The organism is Pedobacter cryoconitis (genome assembly GCF_001590605.1).
Lineage (GTDB): Bacteria > Bacteroidota > Bacteroidia > Sphingobacteriales > Sphingobacteriaceae > Pedobacter > Pedobacter cryoconitis_A.
On sequence record NZ_CP014504.1, the window covers coordinates 3,679,605 to 3,697,382 of the forward strand.

At 39.2% G+C, this 17,778-nt stretch carries 15 protein-coding genes; 8 read left to right on the top strand and 7 right to left on the bottom strand.

All coding sequences use genetic code 11. From position 1 onward, the window contains the following. The first annotated feature begins 56 nt into the window (after positions 1-56). Together AY601_RS15085 and AY601_RS15090 are read left to right on the top strand one after the other, a co-directional pair. Positions 57-2,693 carry a TolB family protein gene (locus tag AY601_RS15085; protein WP_232324610.1) on the top strand — a complete coding sequence of 879 codons (2,637 nt, stop codon included), beginning with the start codon at positions 57-59 and terminating at the stop codon, positions 2,691-2,693. 4 nt (positions 2,694-2,697) lie between these two features. Continuing rightward, positions 2,698-2,985 (top strand): LapA family protein, encoded by a 288-nt coding sequence (locus AY601_RS15090; protein ID WP_068402535.1) that lies wholly within the window; start codon positions 2,698-2,700, stop codon positions 2,983-2,985. A 6-nt stretch (positions 2,986-2,991) separates the two neighbouring features. On the opposite strand, the gene AY601_RS15095 is transcribed toward AY601_RS15090, so the two are convergent. Beyond that, positions 2,992-3,951, bottom strand: coding sequence for an MBL fold metallo-hydrolase (locus AY601_RS15095; RefSeq protein WP_068402537.1), 960 nt, complete (start codon positions 3,949-3,951; stop codon positions 2,992-2,994). Between the two features lie 37 nt (positions 3,952-3,988). On the opposite strand from AY601_RS15095, the gene AY601_RS15100 reads away from it, so the two are divergent. After that, positions 3,989-6,622 (top strand): SEL1-like repeat protein, encoded by a 2,634-nt coding sequence (locus AY601_RS15100; RefSeq protein WP_068402539.1) that lies wholly within the window; start codon positions 3,989-3,991, stop codon positions 6,620-6,622. Between the two features lie 52 nt (positions 6,623-6,674). On the opposite strand, the gene AY601_RS15105 is transcribed toward AY601_RS15100, so the two are convergent. From AY601_RS15105 to ispE, 3 genes are read right to left on the bottom strand one after another with little or no spacing between them, the layout of a single operon-like run. Further along, positions 6,675-7,841: a trans-sulfuration enzyme family protein gene (locus tag AY601_RS15105; RefSeq protein ID WP_068402541.1), complete on the bottom strand. Its 1,167-nt coding sequence runs from the start codon at positions 7,839-7,841 to the stop codon at positions 6,675-6,677. Between the two features lie 4 nt (positions 7,842-7,845). After that, positions 7,846-8,262 (bottom strand): OsmC family protein, encoded by a 417-nt coding sequence (locus tag AY601_RS15110; protein WP_068402543.1) that lies wholly within the window; start codon positions 8,260-8,262, stop codon positions 7,846-7,848. A 6-nt stretch (positions 8,263-8,268) separates the two neighbouring features. Then, complete coding sequence (gene ispE / locus AY601_RS15115) at positions 8,269-9,072, bottom strand: 4-(cytidine 5'-diphospho)-2-C-methyl-D-erythritol kinase (RefSeq protein ID WP_068402545.1); 804 nt, start codon at positions 9,070-9,072, stop codon at positions 8,269-8,271. 125 nt (positions 9,073-9,197) lie between these two features. Here ispE and AY601_RS15120 point away from each other — a divergent pair, with 125 nt between their 5' ends. The 4 genes from AY601_RS15120 (at position 9,198) to AY601_RS15135 (ending at position 14,563) form a co-directional block, all read left to right on the top strand. Continuing rightward, positions 9,198-9,992, top strand: coding sequence for a thymidylate synthase (locus tag AY601_RS15120; RefSeq protein WP_068402547.1), 795 nt, complete (start codon positions 9,198-9,200; stop codon positions 9,990-9,992). Beyond that, on the top strand, positions 9,989-10,474 hold the full coding sequence (locus AY601_RS15125) for a dihydrofolate reductase (protein WP_068402549.1): 486 nt from the start codon (positions 9,989-9,991) through the stop codon (positions 10,472-10,474). The genes AY601_RS15120 and AY601_RS15125 overlap by 4 nt, the downstream gene beginning before the upstream one ends. A gap of 112 nt (positions 10,475-10,586) precedes the next feature. Further along, positions 10,587-13,532: a protein translocase subunit SecDF gene (gene secDF / locus AY601_RS15130; protein WP_068402551.1), complete on the top strand. Its 2,946-nt coding sequence runs from the start codon at positions 10,587-10,589 to the stop codon at positions 13,530-13,532. A gap of 164 nt (positions 13,533-13,696) precedes the next feature. After that, positions 13,697-14,563, top strand: a complete 867-nt coding sequence (locus AY601_RS15135) for a hydroxymethylglutaryl-CoA lyase (RefSeq protein WP_068402553.1) — start codon at positions 13,697-13,699, stop codon at positions 14,561-14,563. A 20-nt stretch (positions 14,564-14,583) separates the two neighbouring features. Here the strand turns inward: AY601_RS15135 and AY601_RS15140 are convergent, their stop codons facing one another. The 3 genes from AY601_RS15140 to fbaA form a co-directional block, all read right to left on the bottom strand. Continuing rightward, positions 14,584-15,006: a GNAT family N-acetyltransferase gene (locus AY601_RS15140; RefSeq protein WP_068402555.1), complete on the bottom strand. Its 423-nt coding sequence runs from the start codon at positions 15,004-15,006 to the stop codon at positions 14,584-14,586. Beyond that, positions 14,984-15,472, bottom strand: coding sequence for a low affinity iron permease family protein (locus tag AY601_RS15145; RefSeq protein ID WP_068402557.1), 489 nt, complete (start codon positions 15,470-15,472; stop codon positions 14,984-14,986). The genes AY601_RS15140 and AY601_RS15145 overlap by 23 nt, the downstream gene beginning before the upstream one ends. A 123-nt stretch (positions 15,473-15,595) precedes the next feature. Continuing rightward, on the bottom strand, positions 15,596-16,675 hold the full coding sequence (gene fbaA / locus AY601_RS15150; protein WP_068402559.1) for a class II fructose-bisphosphate aldolase: 1,080 nt from the start codon (positions 16,673-16,675) through the stop codon (positions 15,596-15,598). 253 nt (positions 16,676-16,928) lie between these two features. Here fbaA and accD point away from each other — a divergent pair, with 253 nt between their 5' ends. Beyond that, entirely contained in the window at positions 16,929-17,774 is an 846-nt protein-coding gene (accD, locus tag AY601_RS15155) for an acetyl-CoA carboxylase, carboxyltransferase subunit beta (protein WP_068402561.1), read from the top strand. The last annotated feature ends 4 nt before the right edge of the window (positions 17,775-17,778 follow it).

The following is a 17,778-nucleotide window of genomic DNA, read 5'->3' on the forward strand; positions in this document are numbered from 1 at the left end:
GTGTAAATTGGAGGCAAATTAATACCTCAGGCTTCCAAATCATTTATCCTGTAGAAATGGAATCTGAAGCACAGCGGATGGCCAATAATATCCGTTATATTTTCCCCAAGGTAGGCCGCAGCCTGAACGTCAGGAAAACTACGATCCCGATTGTGTTTCAAAACCAGGGCGTGATTGCGAATGGCTTCGTTCAACTTGGCCCTAAAAAATCAGAATTCAATACCACCCCGCCTCAACAATTTGACAGTCAGGATTGGTTGAACAACCTGGCCGTTCACGAACTGCGTCACGCGGCACAGTTTGATAAACTGACCAATGGCCGGGCTTATCCATTTCCCGAACAAGTATACTTTGCATGGATGGGTATAAGTATCCCTTTATGGTTCTTTGAAGGAGATGCAGTATCTAATGAAACATCCCTTACACACGCAGGGCGCGGACGCCAGCCCAACTGGATTATGCCTTACCGGACCGCACTGCTCCAGGGGAAAAACCTTTCTTATAGTAAAGCAAATTTCGGTTCCCAAAAGGATGTGGCCCCTGGTTATTATCAGATCGGCTATCTGATGGCTTCTCAAATCAGACAAGCTGCCGGAAAGTTTGTTTTTGACAGTGTATTAACTGACATTAAAGATCGTCCGGTACGCATTTATCCATTTGCCAAAAGTCTTAAAAAATATAGTGGTAAAAACGGGAAGGACTGGTACGAATATACATCAGCAAAAGTTAAAGCAGATTGGGAAAAGCAAGCTGAACTCAGCCCTGCTAAAGATTATCCAGTATTAAATCAGGAGGCAAAATATGCAACAGATTATTCTCTTCCTGTGAAAATGACAGACGGAAAAATTCTCGTACTTAAACAAAGTAAAGCTATGCCAGCAGCATTTGTGCTGATAGACCAGGACAAGAGAGAACAAAGAATACAAGGAATTGGCCAACAAGAACAGCCCTGGTTCAGCTATGCGAATAATTTGATCGTTTGGGACGAAGTCAGACTTGATCCGAGATTTCAACAAAGGAGTTACAGTGTAATCTGCACTTATAACCTGCAAACCAGGAAATTGAATAAGTTAAGTTCCAAATCCAGGATCTTTTCCCCTACGCTTTCTGCGGATGGTTCCAAGATCGTTGCCGTTCAAATTGACTTCAGCAATAAAGTACAATTAATCGTCATGGATGCTGCTAACGGTAAAATCATCCGGACCTATCCAAATCCTGAAAACCTGTTAATACAAACGCCATCTTTTAACAATGATGGCTCAGTGATTACTTACGTCAGTGTTAAAGAAGCAGGTAAAGCACTCTGGACAGTAGATGCCAGTGGTAAAACTACCAAACTGATCAACGAAACCCCGCAACAGTTAAGCAGACCAATATTCTTAGGCGCAAATATCGCGTTTAACGCGCATTACAATGGCATCAACAACATTTACAGCATAGACGTCAATTCTAAAAAAATAAGTGCGCTGAGCGCTTCAAAATACGGTGCATTTAACCCTTCGGTCATTAAAGGAACAGATAGTATCTTATTCAATAATTATAACCTGTTTGGTTATGAGATTGCCCAAACGAAAATCGAGGAACAAAAACCGGGTAAAGACAATTTCGTTTTCTTTGGCGCTGCCGCCGAAAAGCAGGAAAACACAGGTAATGTATTTGATAACATTCCTGACAGCAGCTTTACCTCTACCCCTTACCACAAACTGGGCCATCTGATTAATATACATAGCCTGATCCCAGTAATCGAAGATGAATATAAAGGAGGCTTACAATTCAACTCAAATAATCTGCTGAATACTTTTGATGCTTATGCAGGGGTAAATTACCAGCGCGATCTTGGCCGCTTTGAATATAATGCCGGGGCAAGTTTTAAAAGTTTGTATCCTATTTTTAACCTGACTTACAGTAACCGCCCACGCAGAACTTTTTATGCTACAGGCGCAGGTACAAGACAAGGAGACTGGAGAGAGAATTATGTAAGGCTTCAGGCGGTTGTCCCAATCAATCTGAGTGCACAAAATCACAATTACAATTTTTCAGTGAATGCCGGAACCAGTTATACGCAAAGGTATGATACGCAAAATTTACCTGCCAATTTCGTCACAGCTATCCACTTTCCATTAGAAACAGGTTTCACATTTACGCATACCACCAGAACTGCCGAAAGGGACATTGCCCCTAAATGGGCTCAGATCGTAAGGTTCTCTTATTACAGTCAGCCTTTCGATAAACAGTTAAGTGGTGATTTATTTGCAGTCGCAGGCTTCCTTTATTTTCCCGGACTGGCTAAAAACCATTCTTTCCTGGCCAACTTTAATTACCAGGAAGCTACTGGGATCCGGACTTACAATAACGATATCAATACCGTTTATGGTTACAACAATATCATGGCGAAAAGCAGGCTTAAAAACACTTTACTTTTCAATTATCGTTTCCCGCTTTTTTATCCTGATGCAGAACTCGGCCCACTGGCTTATATCAGAAATGTAAGAGGAGGTGTGTTCTGTCACTATGAGAATGTGGGTACAGATAGCAACCTTTCGCAGCCCAAAACATATGGATTTGAATTACACGGTAATATGAATCTGCTGCGTTATCAGCCAAATGTTGATTTAGGTACAAGATTTGTGTTTGTGAACAAGGAATATCATCATAACCCTATCTTTGAATTAATTGTTAACTATACTTTCTAAGCTCATGCGTACTAAAACTATCCTCATCATCATTCTCACCGTATTAATCACCATTTTTCTGATGATGAATACAGACGCAGTACAATTCGACTTTATATTCGTTAAAAAGGACATTTCTAAATTACTGGTTGTAGGAATATGCACTTTTGCTGGCTTTCTGCTAGGTTATTGGGCGGGCCGTCCGAGAACTGTCATCAGTACTTATGATAGAAATGAAGATGAAACCCTTCCCGTTAATTCACCTCCTGTAAAAGGTGCTTTGAGTGACGAAGACAGAGATTATATCAGCTAATCCTTTTTACAATTCAAATACGTCATTATACCTTGCAATATGGAACCCGCTTTTAAGGACGATTTTCGTTTGTCCACTTTCCGGGTTCAATAAAGGATTGGTATGGTTCAAATGGATAAAGTAGATTTTATCTTTTTCCTTTAAAGGCAGGTTTTTAAATAGTTCCATACTCTCCACGACCAAAGGATGCGGAATTTCAGTAATCGGTCTGTTGTTCATCTCTATGGCATCATAAAATGTAGCGTCAATAAACGCATAATCTACCTTCTTGATTTCATCCAGGATATTTTTATCCCATTTTGACCATTTGTCTATGTCCGGGATAAACAATGCTTTTTTATTTGGCCCTTCGATCTGATACCCTGCTGTTTCAGAAAACTCATCCCGGTGCGGGACTTTAAAAGCTGTTACTTTAATATTAGAAGACAAAGTGTTTATCTGTCCGTCCTGAATAGGTTTGATACTGATATTATTCAGGGAGACGAGTTGACTCCATGGCCCGTTATGTTCCAAAAATGACTTCATTTTTGGCATGGCATAAACAGGTACTTGTTTAGCGTTCAGTGCTTCCCTGCCCAGATACATTAAACCAGTATAATGCCCAATATGTGCATGTGTAATAAAAATGCCGTCAGGAACTTCTTTGGTACTGAATCCTGAGGCTTTCCCAAGTGCTTTCAACTGAAAAGTAAAATCTGGAGTAGCATCAAATAACCAGTTTAATTTGTTCTCAGGGTCAATAACCCCAAGCGAGGAAACCATACGGGTTGGATCTGGATTAAGGAACAGCTCTTTACAACAAGCCTTCGTACAACCAATATGTGGTGATCCTCCATCCTGCACATTACCCAATACAATAATCGATGGGTTAACAATTTTTAATTTAGCTTGTGGATGGATGATAGACTGTCCGTTTGCCTGGATAAAAATCAATGAAAGTAGTACTATAGCAGCTGATATTTTCATAGTTTCGCCAAAGTAGATAAAAATAATTATTTAACCTATGTCACACAGAGTATACTTGTATAACACCAGTGAACCCGATGCGTATAATGCGCAAAGCATAGAAATGATGGAATGGGGGTATGAACTTTCTATTCTGCTTCACCCCTTGTTAGTCAGTGACGGTCGTATCATTGCAGACGGTAGCTTTGATGTCCATCTTAGTTTTAATCCAGAGGAACCAGAAGATAGCCCTGTTCTTTTTTACCACGCTGCGGCAGGTATAGAAAACTTCAAAAGGTTCTACAATTTCATCGAAAAGTATCAGGATGAATTAATTGATAATGTTGAAGCTTTTCGACTCGCTAAAGAGCGGCTCTTTACATACCTGGATGGCTTAGACCAGCCTTACTTCTTGCTCAATGCTTCTGATGTATTTAACATGAGCGAAGAAACACATGGCGATCAGGCACAGGAATGGTTGGAAAACATCAGATACAACAATGCAATTCTCACCAATGCGATGGATACTGATGATTTCACGCAGTTAAAGCTTTCCTTGTTCTCCGAGTTCACAGGCCAGGGTTTCAAAGATTTCAAAGCACTGTTGAATTACGAAGGATTTGATTATGGATGGGCCATGATTGACCATCCTGAACCCGAAGATGCCGGGATTTTCGAAGAAAATGGACTGAAAGGTTTAAAAGATGGGGATGGAAAAATTTTAATTGCTCCGGTTTATGAGCACATTTATGATTTTAGCTATGATGATATTGCTGTGGTCTCCACGGGCGGTCAGTTTGGCTATATAAACAAAAGTGGTCAGGAATTTATAAAGCCTCAGTTTGACGATGCTTTTGATTTTGAAGGAGATTATGCGGCTGTAGTCAAAGCAGACCAGTATGGCTTAATTGATAAAAATGGATTAATCGTTGTTGATTTTCAATACCAGGATCTGACAGATATACTTTCAGACGGCAGCTATTTCACGGCCAGGCTAAATGATAAATGGGGAGTGATTGATATCAAAAATACAATCCTCATTCCTTTTGAACATGAAGAGCCTATAACTTCGGATGATTACGGATCTACCTTTACAACTCCTGTTCCAGCTAAAGAGACAAAGTTCATCTATACTAACCGCTTTGTGTGGCTAACTGAGGGTGACCCGCATTTTGTGAACAGCTTTAATATTCCTGTGGAATCCTACCTCTATGAACTGATCAAAAGCGAGAACACAACAGAGAATTTATTATACAATGATCAGGCACAACTGCTCATCAGCGGTTATGAGAAGATAAAAGAGAACCTCTACACCATTTTCATCCTTAAAAAGCAGAAAAAACAAGGTTTAATAAATTACAAAGGAGAACTGCTACTTGATTTTATATATGATAAAATTGAAAAACTTGACTTGGTTTTAAATGAACCAAGTCAAGTTTTATATCCGGCTATACCTGATGAAGCGAAAGATGAATATTGCACATTTCTAAAAATCAAGAAAGGTAAGAAATATGGAATTTATCTTTCAGTGGGTAATTTTAATCAGCAAATCACAGAAATCTGCTACGACCAGATTGATGTCTTGAATCAGACTACCCTTGCTGTTCAGCAAAATGGTTTATGGGGTATGATCAATCCATTCGGAAAATCTCAATCACCTGTTATTTATGACTTTATCATCAGTAGCAATGATCACGAAGATTCTTGTTATGCTTATAAAGACAATAAAGTTTACTTGATTCATCAAGAGAAGATCACTGATGCTGACCCGCAAATATTGCAGGATTATATTGATTCAAATAGTGAATATGGCTATTATTATTTCAATGCAGATCAGGCCACGCAGCTTCAAGCCTTCATCAATAAAGATCTTCCTCCGGGAGATTCGCTTTATAAACAGGCAAAAACATTGCTGGCAACAGCAAAAAAAGCGGATATAGCAAAAGCTGTCAAACTTTTTCAGGAGGCCGTAGCACTGAATCATGCGTATTCAATGAATGATCTGGCTCTTATTTATGAAGATGCAGATGATCTTTATCCGGAATATAAAAACGAAGAAGCATCCTTTCAATTATTTCTGGGTTCAGCAAAAGCAGGTTCTGTCGTCGGAATGTACAACACAGGTCTTTGTTATTCGGCTGGTATGGGAATTCCGCCAGATGAGTTGCAAATGTGCTATTGGTATACAAAGGCCTTTGAGGCAGGTTATCAACCAGCAGCTTTTAAGCTCGGAACCTATTACTATGACCTTATGCCAAGAAGCCCTGAAAATTACGAACTGGCTTTAAAGTATTATTTGATAGCAGAAAAAGAAGGTGAAAGCGTAGCTGTTGAATTAGGCTGGCTATATAACCATCTTGGCAACACCGTTAAGGCATTGTCTTATTTAGTCAAAGCAGCTGCCGATAATGAAAGTTACGCGCATTGGCAACTCGGTACTTATGCACAAGATGGAATAGAGATGAAAGTCAATATCCCCCTGGCCATTGACCGCTATAAAAAAGCAGCAGAATTAGGTTATGAAGAGGCTAACCTGAATTTATATGAAGTTTACACCTATGTACCTGGTTTTGAAAACAAGGTTCTGGCAGAAGAATATAGCAGAAAATTAAAAGCCTCAGGATTTGAAATCCCGGTCGCGAAACAAACCCTTCTGGATAAATTTATCAATATCTTCAAAGGTAAAAAGTAACAGGTTAAAAATGGTTATCCTCCAAACGACGATAACCATTTCCATATTATTATTAACTCAATGCCTGCTCAATATCAGCAATAATATCATTGATATGTTCCAATCCGATAGAAAGGCGGACAGTTCCCTGCTCGATACCCACCTGCAATCTTTCTTCTTCAGTCAGTTTCGCATGCGTACTTGTTGCCGGATGTGTAGCAATAGAACGGGTATCACCAAGGTTCGCTGAAATAGAAAACATTTTCAGTTTATCCATAAAACTACCAGCTGCTTTGACACCGCCATTGATAGTCAAGGTCACAATACCACCACCCAATTTCATTTGCTTTTTAGCAATATCATACTGCGGGTGCGAAGGTAAAAACGGATATCTAACCTGTTTAACTTTAGCATGTGCTTCTAAAAATTCAGCTACTTTTAAAGCACTTTCACAATGTCTGTCCATACGCACAGCCAGTGTTTCTAAACTCTTAGACAAGATCCAGGCATTAAACGGTGACATTGCTGGTCCGCTATGTCTCGCGAAACCTTCAATTTGTCTGATCAATTTATCAGAACCTAAAATCACACCACCTAAAGTACGCCCCTGTCCATCAATAAATTTCGTCGCAGAGTGTATAGAAATATCAGCACCATATTTTAGTGGCTGCTGTAAATAAGGAGTTGCAAAACAGTTATCAACGATCAATAATATACCATGTTTCTTAGCCAGCTGACCAATCCACTCTAAATCGATAATATCAATTCCAGGATTAGAAGGTGTTTCAACAAAAATTACTTTAGTATTTGCCTGAATACCATTTTCCCACTGTTCTTTTTTATCCAGGTCAGCATAAGTATAGGAAATATTCCATTTAGGAAAAATCCCGTTCAGCAACTGGTGAGAAGAACCGAAAACAGAACGGCTTGATAAAATATGATCCCCTGCACTCAGAAACGTAGCAAATGTGGTAAAAATAGCAGCCATCCCTGTCGCAGTTACCCAACCTGTTTCTGCCCCTTCCAGCGCTGCCATCTTTTCAATCAGCTCTGAAGTATTCGGATTGGCATAACGACTGTAAACATTTCCTTCTTTTTCATTTGCAAACAATGCCCGCATCTCTTCGGAATCATCAAACTTATAACTTGAAGTTAAGTAAAGGGGTACTGAATGTTCTTTATACTGGCTGCGCTCAGTTTGCAAACGGATGGCCAGGGTTTCAAAATTATCTTCTTGCATGATATTAATTATGGATAGTATATGAAAAGTTGATGGTCGCTGAACGGCCTAAAATATTTGAAACCGAACAGTATTTATCAAAAGTCAGCGCTAAAGCTCTTTCTACCTTTTGTTCGTTCAGGTTTCCGTAAAGATCAAAATGGATATCGATTACCTCAAATATCGGAGGGACTTCTTCATCCTTACGTGTGGCATTTATTTTAATTTTAATATCGTTTAATGGCTCTTTCTGTTTAGTCAGTACATTCACCACATCAATCCCGCTGCATCCACCCAGGCCAACCAGTAACATTTCCATAGGCCTGAAACCTTTACCTTCACCACCTATCTTAGGGTTTGCATCCAGTTCGACAGTTTTTCCTCCCGAATTTTCGGCTTCAAAATTGAATAGACCGCTCTTACGTATTAAGTTGATTTCCATTGCTCGCTAAATATTATAAAACACTTTATTATCTTTTTCCAGTTGCGGTAATGTTACTGCCTCCTCAAATATCGCAAATACACTTGAACCACTGCCACTCATGAGTGCAAATGTAGCACCCGCAAGATAAAGCTGCTCTTTTATTTGAGAAATTTCAGGGTATTTGGAGAAAACGGATTGCTCAAAATCATTTTTCAGTGATTTCTTCCATTCACTGACAGGCAGTTGGATCAATTCTTTTAATCCTGTTTCCGGAAAAGCAGGTTGTAATGTACCGAATGCTGCTGCTGTAGAAACGTGTACCGCAGGCTTAACCAAAACCATAAAGTATCCGGACAAATCTATGTTTACAGGTGAAAACTGATCTCCTTTACCTGTTGCAAATACGGGTTCATTTTTGATAAAGAAAGGACAATCCGCACCGAGTTCCCCTGCATAATCTTCCATCACCTGAGCTGTCAAACCCAGTTTAAACTTCGCATTCAACAATTTAATCAGAAAAGCAGCATCAGCTGACCCCCCTCCCAAACCAGCACCCACGGGAATATTCTTTAACAAAGTGATCTGCTGGGCTGGTATATCAAAATTTTTCTGAATCAGATTAAATGCGCTCAAACAAATATTATCTGTCATTTCCCCGGGAATATCAATCCCCCTGATCTGACAGGAAACCTCCGCAGCATCAGTAATTTCTACTACATCATATAGCTTTACCGGGTAAAAAACTGTTTCCAGGTTATGGTATCCGTCAGCTCTTTTCTCAATAACATTTAAGCCGAGATTTATTTTAGCATTGGCAAATGCGAGCATTAGCGTGTTTTTAAAGGTATGGATCACAAACTTACAAAAGGAAGGAATATTCTGCCCTATTATATTCGCCTATTTTTTACATTATTTGTTTTAGTTTTGTATTTTAAGCGAAATTATCCTCCAACATGAAACAATATCTGGACTTAATGCAATACGTGCTGGACCATGGGGCACAGAAACACGACCGGACGGGAACAGGGACCATCAGTACATTTGGCTATCAGATGCGTTTTAACCTTCAGGAAGGTTTTCCTATGGTGACCACAAAAAAATTACACCTTAAATCAATCATCCACGAACTGATCTGGTTTTTAAAAGGGGATACCAATATCAAATACCTCAAAGACAACAATGTCAAAATATGGGATGAATGGGCAGATGAGAACGGCAATTTAGGGCCGGTTTATGGTTCGCAATGGCGGTCATGGCCAACACCAGACGGCAGGCTTATCGATCAGATCAGCAATATCATCCATACCCTCAAAACAAATCCGGATTCAAGAAGAATTATTGTTTCCGCATGGAATGTAGCTGATATTGACCAGATGGCTCTTCCTCCTTGTCATGCGCTCTTTCAATTTTATGTGGCCGACGGCAAATTAAGCTGTCAGCTTTATCAGCGCAGCGCAGATATATTTTTAGGTGTACCTTTCAATATAGCTTCTTATGCCCTTTTAACGATGATGGTCGCACAGGTATGCAATCTTGAATATGGTGAATTCATCCACACCCTGGGTGATGCACATTTATATAATAATCATATTGAACAGGCAAAACTGCAATTAAGCAGGGATACCAAAACTTTACCTGTCATGGAAATCAACCCGGAAGTCAAAGACATTTTCAGTTTCAGGTTTGAAGACTTCAACCTGAAAAACTACGAACCACACCCGCACATTAAAGGAGCTGTTGCCGTATGATCGTCTCAATCATTGTTGCCATTGCTGAAAATAATGGAATAGGAAAGAATAATCAACTGTTATGGCACCTGCCAGGTGATCTGAAACATTTTAAGGATACCACCAGCGGTCATACAGTGATCATGGGCCGCAAAACATTCGATTCGGTAGGGAAACCGCTTCCCAAACGCCGTAACCTGGTAATTACCCGCACTGCCGGTCTGGAAATACCAGGGGTAGAAGTAGTGAATACACTGGAAGAGGCTATAGCGCTTTGCGATCCTGATGAAGAAGTGTTTATTGTAGGCGGGGCACAGATTTATAAGATGGCAATGGATATCACCGATAAAATCTATCTGACGGTTGTTAAAGGCCATTTTGATGCAGATACATTTTTCCCGGCCATAGACCCGGATAACTGGAAAGAGGAAAGCAGCAACAGCTACGGGCCGGACGAAAAAAACAACATTGGTTATACAATTTCAACCCTTGTTCGAAAATAGTTCCCAAACCTCAATAAATATTATATAAGGCTGACTATTAATTAAAAAATTAATTAGATTTGCCGACTTGTTGAAAAAAATATACAGCATAGACAAATAATTACAAACAAAAATGCAAGGTAAAGGTTTCATTAAATTTATGGCAATACTATTAGGTATTGTCTGCGTGTATTCCCTCTCGTTCAATTTCGTTACGTCGAAGGTAGAAAAAGACGCTAAAGCGTATGCTAAAGGCGATCTGACTAAGGAAAAAGCTTATTTGGACTCCATGTCAACCGTCCCGGTTTATCCAATATTCGGATTTGACTATCAGTTCTGTAAAGGGAAAGAAATCAATTTAGGTCTTGACCTTAAAGGTGGTATGAACGTAACGATGGAAATATCGTTAGGAGAGTTAGTAAAATCTTTAGCTAATCACACAGATGATGCTAATTTTAACAAAGCACTCGCTACTGCCCAAACTCAGCTGAATGCTGGTGGTAAAGATTTCATCAGTTTGTTTGTCAATGAATTTGAAAAAATCAGCCCGAACGTAAAACTTGCAGATTATTTCTCTAACCAGGATAACGCGCAACAGTTAAAAGCAAATGCAAGCAATGCTGACGTTAAGAATTACTTATCGAAAGAAGCTACAAGCGCGATTGACCGTTCATTTATCATTATCAGAAGCCGTATCGACGGATTTGGTGTGGTAAGTCCTAACATGCAGAAACAAGAAGGTACTAACCGTATCCTGATTGAGATGCCTGGTGTTCAGGATAAAGAAAGGGTTCATAAATTATTACAAGGTTCTGCAGAATTACAATTCTGGCAGGTGTATCAAAATGAAGAGGTTTACTCGATCATGGAGAACATCAACAAAACCCTTGCCTCTACTTTAAAAGACACTGCTACAGTAACAACTGTAAAAGATACTGCTGTAAAAGGAAAAAGTGCATTGGCTAACTTAGCTAAAAAAAGCACTACTGGTAAAGATTCTTCTGACTTAAAAACAAAAGAACTTTCTAAATCTAATCCATTATTCGCTTTATTAAATATCCCTACTTACCAGGATGAAAAAGGACAACCAGCTTTACGTCCTGGCCCAACTGTTGGATGGGTTGCACAAAAAGATACTGCTAAAGTAAACTCTTACTTCAGAAGACCAGAAGTTGTTTCTATCATTCCTCAGAGTTTCAAATTCATGTGGAGTGTAAGACCAATGGATGGTACTAAAGTTTTTGAACTTTACGCAATCAAATCTGTATCTCCGGATGGAAAACCTGATTTAGGTGGTGAAGCTATCAGCGATGCCCGTCATGATTACGATCAGAAAGGTAAACCTGAAGTGACCATGTACATGACTGGTGAAGGTGCACAGAAATGGAAAAAAATCACAGCTGAAGCTTCAGCCGATGCAAACAACAAAAAATCTATTGCTATCGTTCTGGATAACGCAGTTTACTCTGCCCCTACTGTTCAGAATGAAATCCCTAACGGTATCTCTTCGATCACTGGTAACTTTACAGTGAATGAAACACAGGATTTAGCCAACATCTTAAAAGCAGGTAAATTACCAGCTCCGGCACGTATTGTTGGTGAGTTTGTGGTTGGTCCATCTTTAGGAGAAGCAGCGATCCACAATGGTTTATTATCATTCGTACTGGCATTCATAGTGATCCTTGTGTTCATGGCGTTGTATTACAACAAAGCAGGTTGGGTAGCTAACCTTGCCTTAGTGATCAACTTATTGTTCATCATGGGTATCCTGGTTTCGCTGGGTGCGGTATTGACTTTACCTGGTATTGCTGGTATTATCCTGGTAATTGGTTTATCGGTCGATGCGAACATCCTGATCTTTGAACGTGTAAGAGAGGAACTGGCACATGGCAAATCAACTGCTGTGGCAATCAAAGAAGGTTTTAAACATGCAATGCCTTCGATTATTGACTCCAATGTTACGGTATTAATTTTAGGTGTTATCCTTTATGCATTCGGTAGCGGTCCTGTTCAGGGTTTTGCAACTACTTTATGTATCGGTATCCTTTCTTCTTTATTCTGTGCGGTATTAATCTCACGTTTAGTATTTGAAGGTCTATTGAACAAAAATGCAAACATCACTTTCGGTAACAAAGCAACTATCCACGCCTTTAAAAACATCGCGTTTAACTTTGTTGGCCGCAGAAAGATTTATTATACAATCTCTTCTATCATCATCATCTTAGGTATCATTTTCTACTTCAAAAACGGTGGATTAAGGTTAGGTATTGATTTTAAAGGAGGAAGAACTTACATCGTTCATTTCGATAAAGGAATGGATACTGAAGATGTAAAAGCGAAATTAGCCCCAAGCTTCCAGAATGAAGAAATTCAGGTTAAAACTGCTGGTGCTGACAACGAATTAAAAATCACAACTACTTACCATATCGCTGACCAGAATGCTGGTGCTGATAAGATTGTAGAAGATGCATTAAAAGCTGGTTTAGCAACAACAGGAGCTAAATATACCATTGAAAGTAACCAGAAAGTAGGGCCAATCATTGCGAGTGACCTTGTTTCAAGTGCTTACACAGCAATCTTGTTCTCTTGTCTGTTGATGTTTGTTTATATCATCGTCAGATTTAAGAAAGTAAACTATGGTTTAGGTGCGGTTATCGCATTATTCCATGACGTGTTACTGGTATTATCATTCTATACGATCCTTGATGGTGTGCTACCATTCTCTTTAGAAATTGGTCAGGATTTCATCGCAGCAATCTTAACGGTTATGTCTTATACCATGACTGAAACAGTAGTTGTATTTGACCGTATCCGTGAGAAACTTGCGGAGACTGGTAAAGATGATTTATATGGTGAAGAACGTAATACACTAATCAACTTCGCGTTGAACAGTACATTAAGTCGTACCATCTTAACCTCATTAACCGTATTCTTCGTATTACTTGTAGTCTTCATCTTCGGTGGAGAAAGTATCCGTGGGTTTATCTTCGCGTTATTAATTGGCCGTGTGATCGGTACATACTCTTCGTTATGTATCTCTACACCAATTGTAATCGACTTAGGCAAGAAACACGCATAAGTAATAGCATAGCATTTAAAAGCCTTCTTCTGGAATCAGAAGAAGGCTTTTTTGTTTTTAATCCAAGGCAGCTTTTCCACCACGGAAAGCTGCCTTATTTCTGTTATTTCGTATTTTTACTTACATTGAGCCGTTGCACAAATAACCAGCGTGCTTTACTATTTATGAGTCAGAAAGCTATTAAACTAATCGAATGTCCGAGAGATGCCATGCAAGGCATCCATGACTTTATTCCCACAGACTTAAAAGCGGCCTATATCAATTTGCTCCTGCAAGTTGGTTTTGATACCATAGATTTCGGCAGTTTTGTTTCGCCAAAGGCTATCCCCCAGCTTACCGATACCAAAGAAGTTTTAGCACAACTGGATCTGAGCAATACATCCAGCAAATTATTAGCTATTGTAGCCAATCTGCGTGGCGCTGAAAATGCCATGCTCTTTCCTGAAATCGATTACGTAGGATTTCCATTTTCTATCTCTGAAACTTTTCAGCAGAGGAATACAAATTCCACTATTCAGGAATCTCTGGTAACCGTAGAAAAGATGCTGGAATTATGTGATAAAAATCAGAAGACTGCCGTAGTTTACTTATCTATGGGCTTTGGTAATCCATATGGAGATGCTTACAACACAGCAATTGTAGAACAATGGGCATCGGAATTGGTAAAAAGGGGGACTAAAATACTTTCCTTATCAGATACCACAGGAGTTTCTACACCAGAAAAGATTAAAGAGTTAATGCAGCTGCTGCTCCGCAGCTTTCCGGAAACAGAAATAGGCCTGCATTTGCACAGCACTCCGGAGACGCGTAAAGAAAAAATTGAAGCTGCTTACCACATTGGGTGCAGACGTTTTGATAGTGCTTTAAAAGGCTTTGGAGGTTGTCCGATGGCAGCCGATGACCTGACTGGTAACCTGGCGACCGAAGAACTGATTACTTATCTTCAGCAACAAGGCGAAACATTGAAGCTGAACTTAGATAAATGGCAGGAGGCGATGTTGTTGTCATCGAAAGTATTTCAAGGAATGTAACCTCACCTGCTACCAATTATTTATTTCTTTACCATTCTGAAATGCTGTATTCCAGCTTCTTCAAACTGTTCGCCTTCTACTGCAAAGCCAAACTTAGCATACAAGCTAACGGCTTCCACCTGCGCGTTTAAATAGATCGAGTTGGCACTATCTGGTATATCGGCTAAAGCAGCCGCTACAAGCGCTTGTCCTACCCTTTTGCCCCGGTATTCTTTTAATACCGCAAAACGCTCTAACTTATAGCCGTTGTCAGTTTTCCGCCATCGGCAAGCACCACAAGGCTGGTTATCCAGTAAAGCCAGGAAATGATGAGAAACATCCTCATTTTCCCATTCCAGTTCTGGCGGACAGCCCTGTTCCACCACAAAGACTTGTTTTCGAATTGCAAATGCACTTTCCAATTCTTCCTGCGTCCTGATCTTATTTACCTGAAGTAGTTCCATGATGTTTGGGTTTAAATAAATGCTTCGCTTTCATTACACTCACTTCCTGCGCAGCATCAATGGAATGAGAACAATGAATATCGGTTTCTTGTTTTGCTAATGCTGCTAATGTGACATAGAATTTATGTAACTGATCTAATTCAGCTTCTGTTAAGTCTTCAATATCCACCATCCTGTTACTTGCCCGTTCATGTGCGGCCAATAATTCATTCAACTTAAGCTGTATCGCCTTGCCATCTTTGTTCTGAGCTTTCTGGATTAAAAAGACCATTAAAAAAGTAATAATTGTTGTTCCGGTATTGATCACCAGCTGCCAGGTTTCCGAATAATGAAAAACCGGACCGCTCACTGCCCAGACAATGACAATTAATAAAGCAATAATAAAAGCTGAAGAGCTACCTGTAAACTTGGTCGCAGCATTAGAGAACTGCTCAAATAAGTTGTTTTTCTTTCCTGGGATTTTCATCGCTATTTTTTTCAGCTAATTTGATGATTAAAACCCATTTACAGTGTATAACCGAAAAAAAATAAATCATAAAAAAAGCGCTTCAGATTGACTCTGAAGCGCCTTAAATATTTTTTTCTTTACTTATAATTTATCACTTGCATTTCTACAGTTCAAATCTTCAAAAGCCTGAGTTAAACGTTTAACAAATGCTTCTTCTCCTTTGCGTAACCAAACACGTGGATCATAGTATTTTTTATTTGGTTTATCATCTCCATCAGGATTTCCGATTTGTCCCTGAAGATAAGCTTCGTTCGCTTTGTAATAATCCAGAACACCTTCCCACAATGCCCATTGCATATCAGTATCAATGTTCATTTTGATTGCACCATAAGAAATAGCTTCTCTGATCTCTTCCTGAGAAGAACCTGATCCACCATGGAATACAAAGTTAATTGGCTTTTCAGCTGTTAACCCTAATTTCTCTTTGATATAATCCTGAGAGTTTTTAAGGATTACTGGTTGCAATTTAACGTTACCTGGTTTATAAACACCGTGAACATTACCAAAAGCAGCAGCAACAGTAAATTTATCACTTACTTTACTCAATTCTTCATAAGCATAAGCGACTTCAGAAGGCTGAGTATATAATTTAGAGCTATCAACATCACTGTTGTCTACACCATCTTCTTCACCACCAGTTACACCCAGTTCGATTTCGATAGTCATACCCATTTTAGCCATACGTGCTAAGTATTTAGCCGAGATCTCCATGTTTTCTTCGATTGACTCTTCAGAAAGATCCAACATATGTGAAGAGAACAATGGTTTACCAGTTTCAGCAAAGAATTTTTCACCGTGATCTAACAGGCCATCAATCCATGGCAATAATTTTTTAGCTGCATGGTCAGTATGTAATACAACCGCAACACCATAGTGCTCAGCTAATAAATGAACATGTTTTGCGGCAGATACTGCCCCTAATACACATGCATTTAAGTTATCATTATTCAATGTCTTACCTGCATAAAATTGCGCGCCACCATTTGATAACTGGATCATGACTGGTGAATTCACCGCTTTAGCAGTTTCCATAACCGCATTGATGGTATTTGTTCCGGTAACATTAACTGCAGGCAATGCAAACTGATGTTTTTTAGCCTGTTCAAATAATTCCTGAACAGCATCTCCGTAAATTACGCCTTTATAGCCTTTTAAACTCATTGTTATTAGATTTTGTTTAAGCCGAAGTTAGGAAAAATATTAGCCCGGGCAAACCTTAGCTGGTAATTATTTCATCATACCTATTATTACCACAGCTGATTATTTCAATTGCTATATCAATATAGCAAAAGCTAATCGCTTAATATTTTATAAATTATAACCTGTTAAAGTATTATAGAATTTATACGAAATCTAGGTTAAGCTGTTCTGATTTTTTTTCGTTTCTTTGTAATCGCATTTTTCAACGAATAACATGGCTTGGTTTAAGAGAGAAAAAAAAGGTATCAGTACGCTGACAGAAGAAAAGAAAGAAGCGCCGGATGGCTTATGGAACAAGTGTCCTAATTGCAAGAAAGCATTACACAGCGCAGACCTTATTGAAAATAAATACGTTTGTCACTATTGTGATTATCATTTGAGAGTTGGTTCCAAAGAATATTTTCAGGTATTATTTGATAACAATGAGTTCAAAGAACTTTTTGCTGACCTGACCTCAGGAGATCCGCTTAACTTTACAGACAGCAAACCTTATACAGAACGTTTGGTTGACACAATGGCAAAAACAGGCCTGAAAGACGCTATTCGTTCAGCAGTAGGTAAAATTGAAGGAGAAGAACTGGTAATTGCCTGTATGGACTTCAATTTTATTGGTGGTTCTATGGGTTCTGTAGTAGGAGAAAAAATCGCAAGATCTATCGATTACAGCATCAAACATAAAATTCCATTTCTGATGATTTCCAAATCAGGAGGAGCCAGAATGATGGAAGCCGCATTCTCACTGATGCAAATGGCAAAAACATCTGCTAAATTAGCCTTGCTGAACCAGGCAAAAATCCCTTATATCTCTTTATTAACTGATCCGACTACCGGTGGTGTAACTGCATCTTATGCGATGCTGGGTGATATTAATATTGCAGAACCAGGTGCGCTGATTGGATTTGCAGGCCCGAGAGTAATTAAAGAAACAATCAAAAAAGACTTACCAAAAGGTTTCCAGACTGCCGAATTTGTGCAGGAACATGGCTTCCTTGATTTTATTGTAGACCGCAGGGCAATGAAAGCAAAGCTCGCTACTTTCCTTAAAATGGTAAAGAACTAGATAA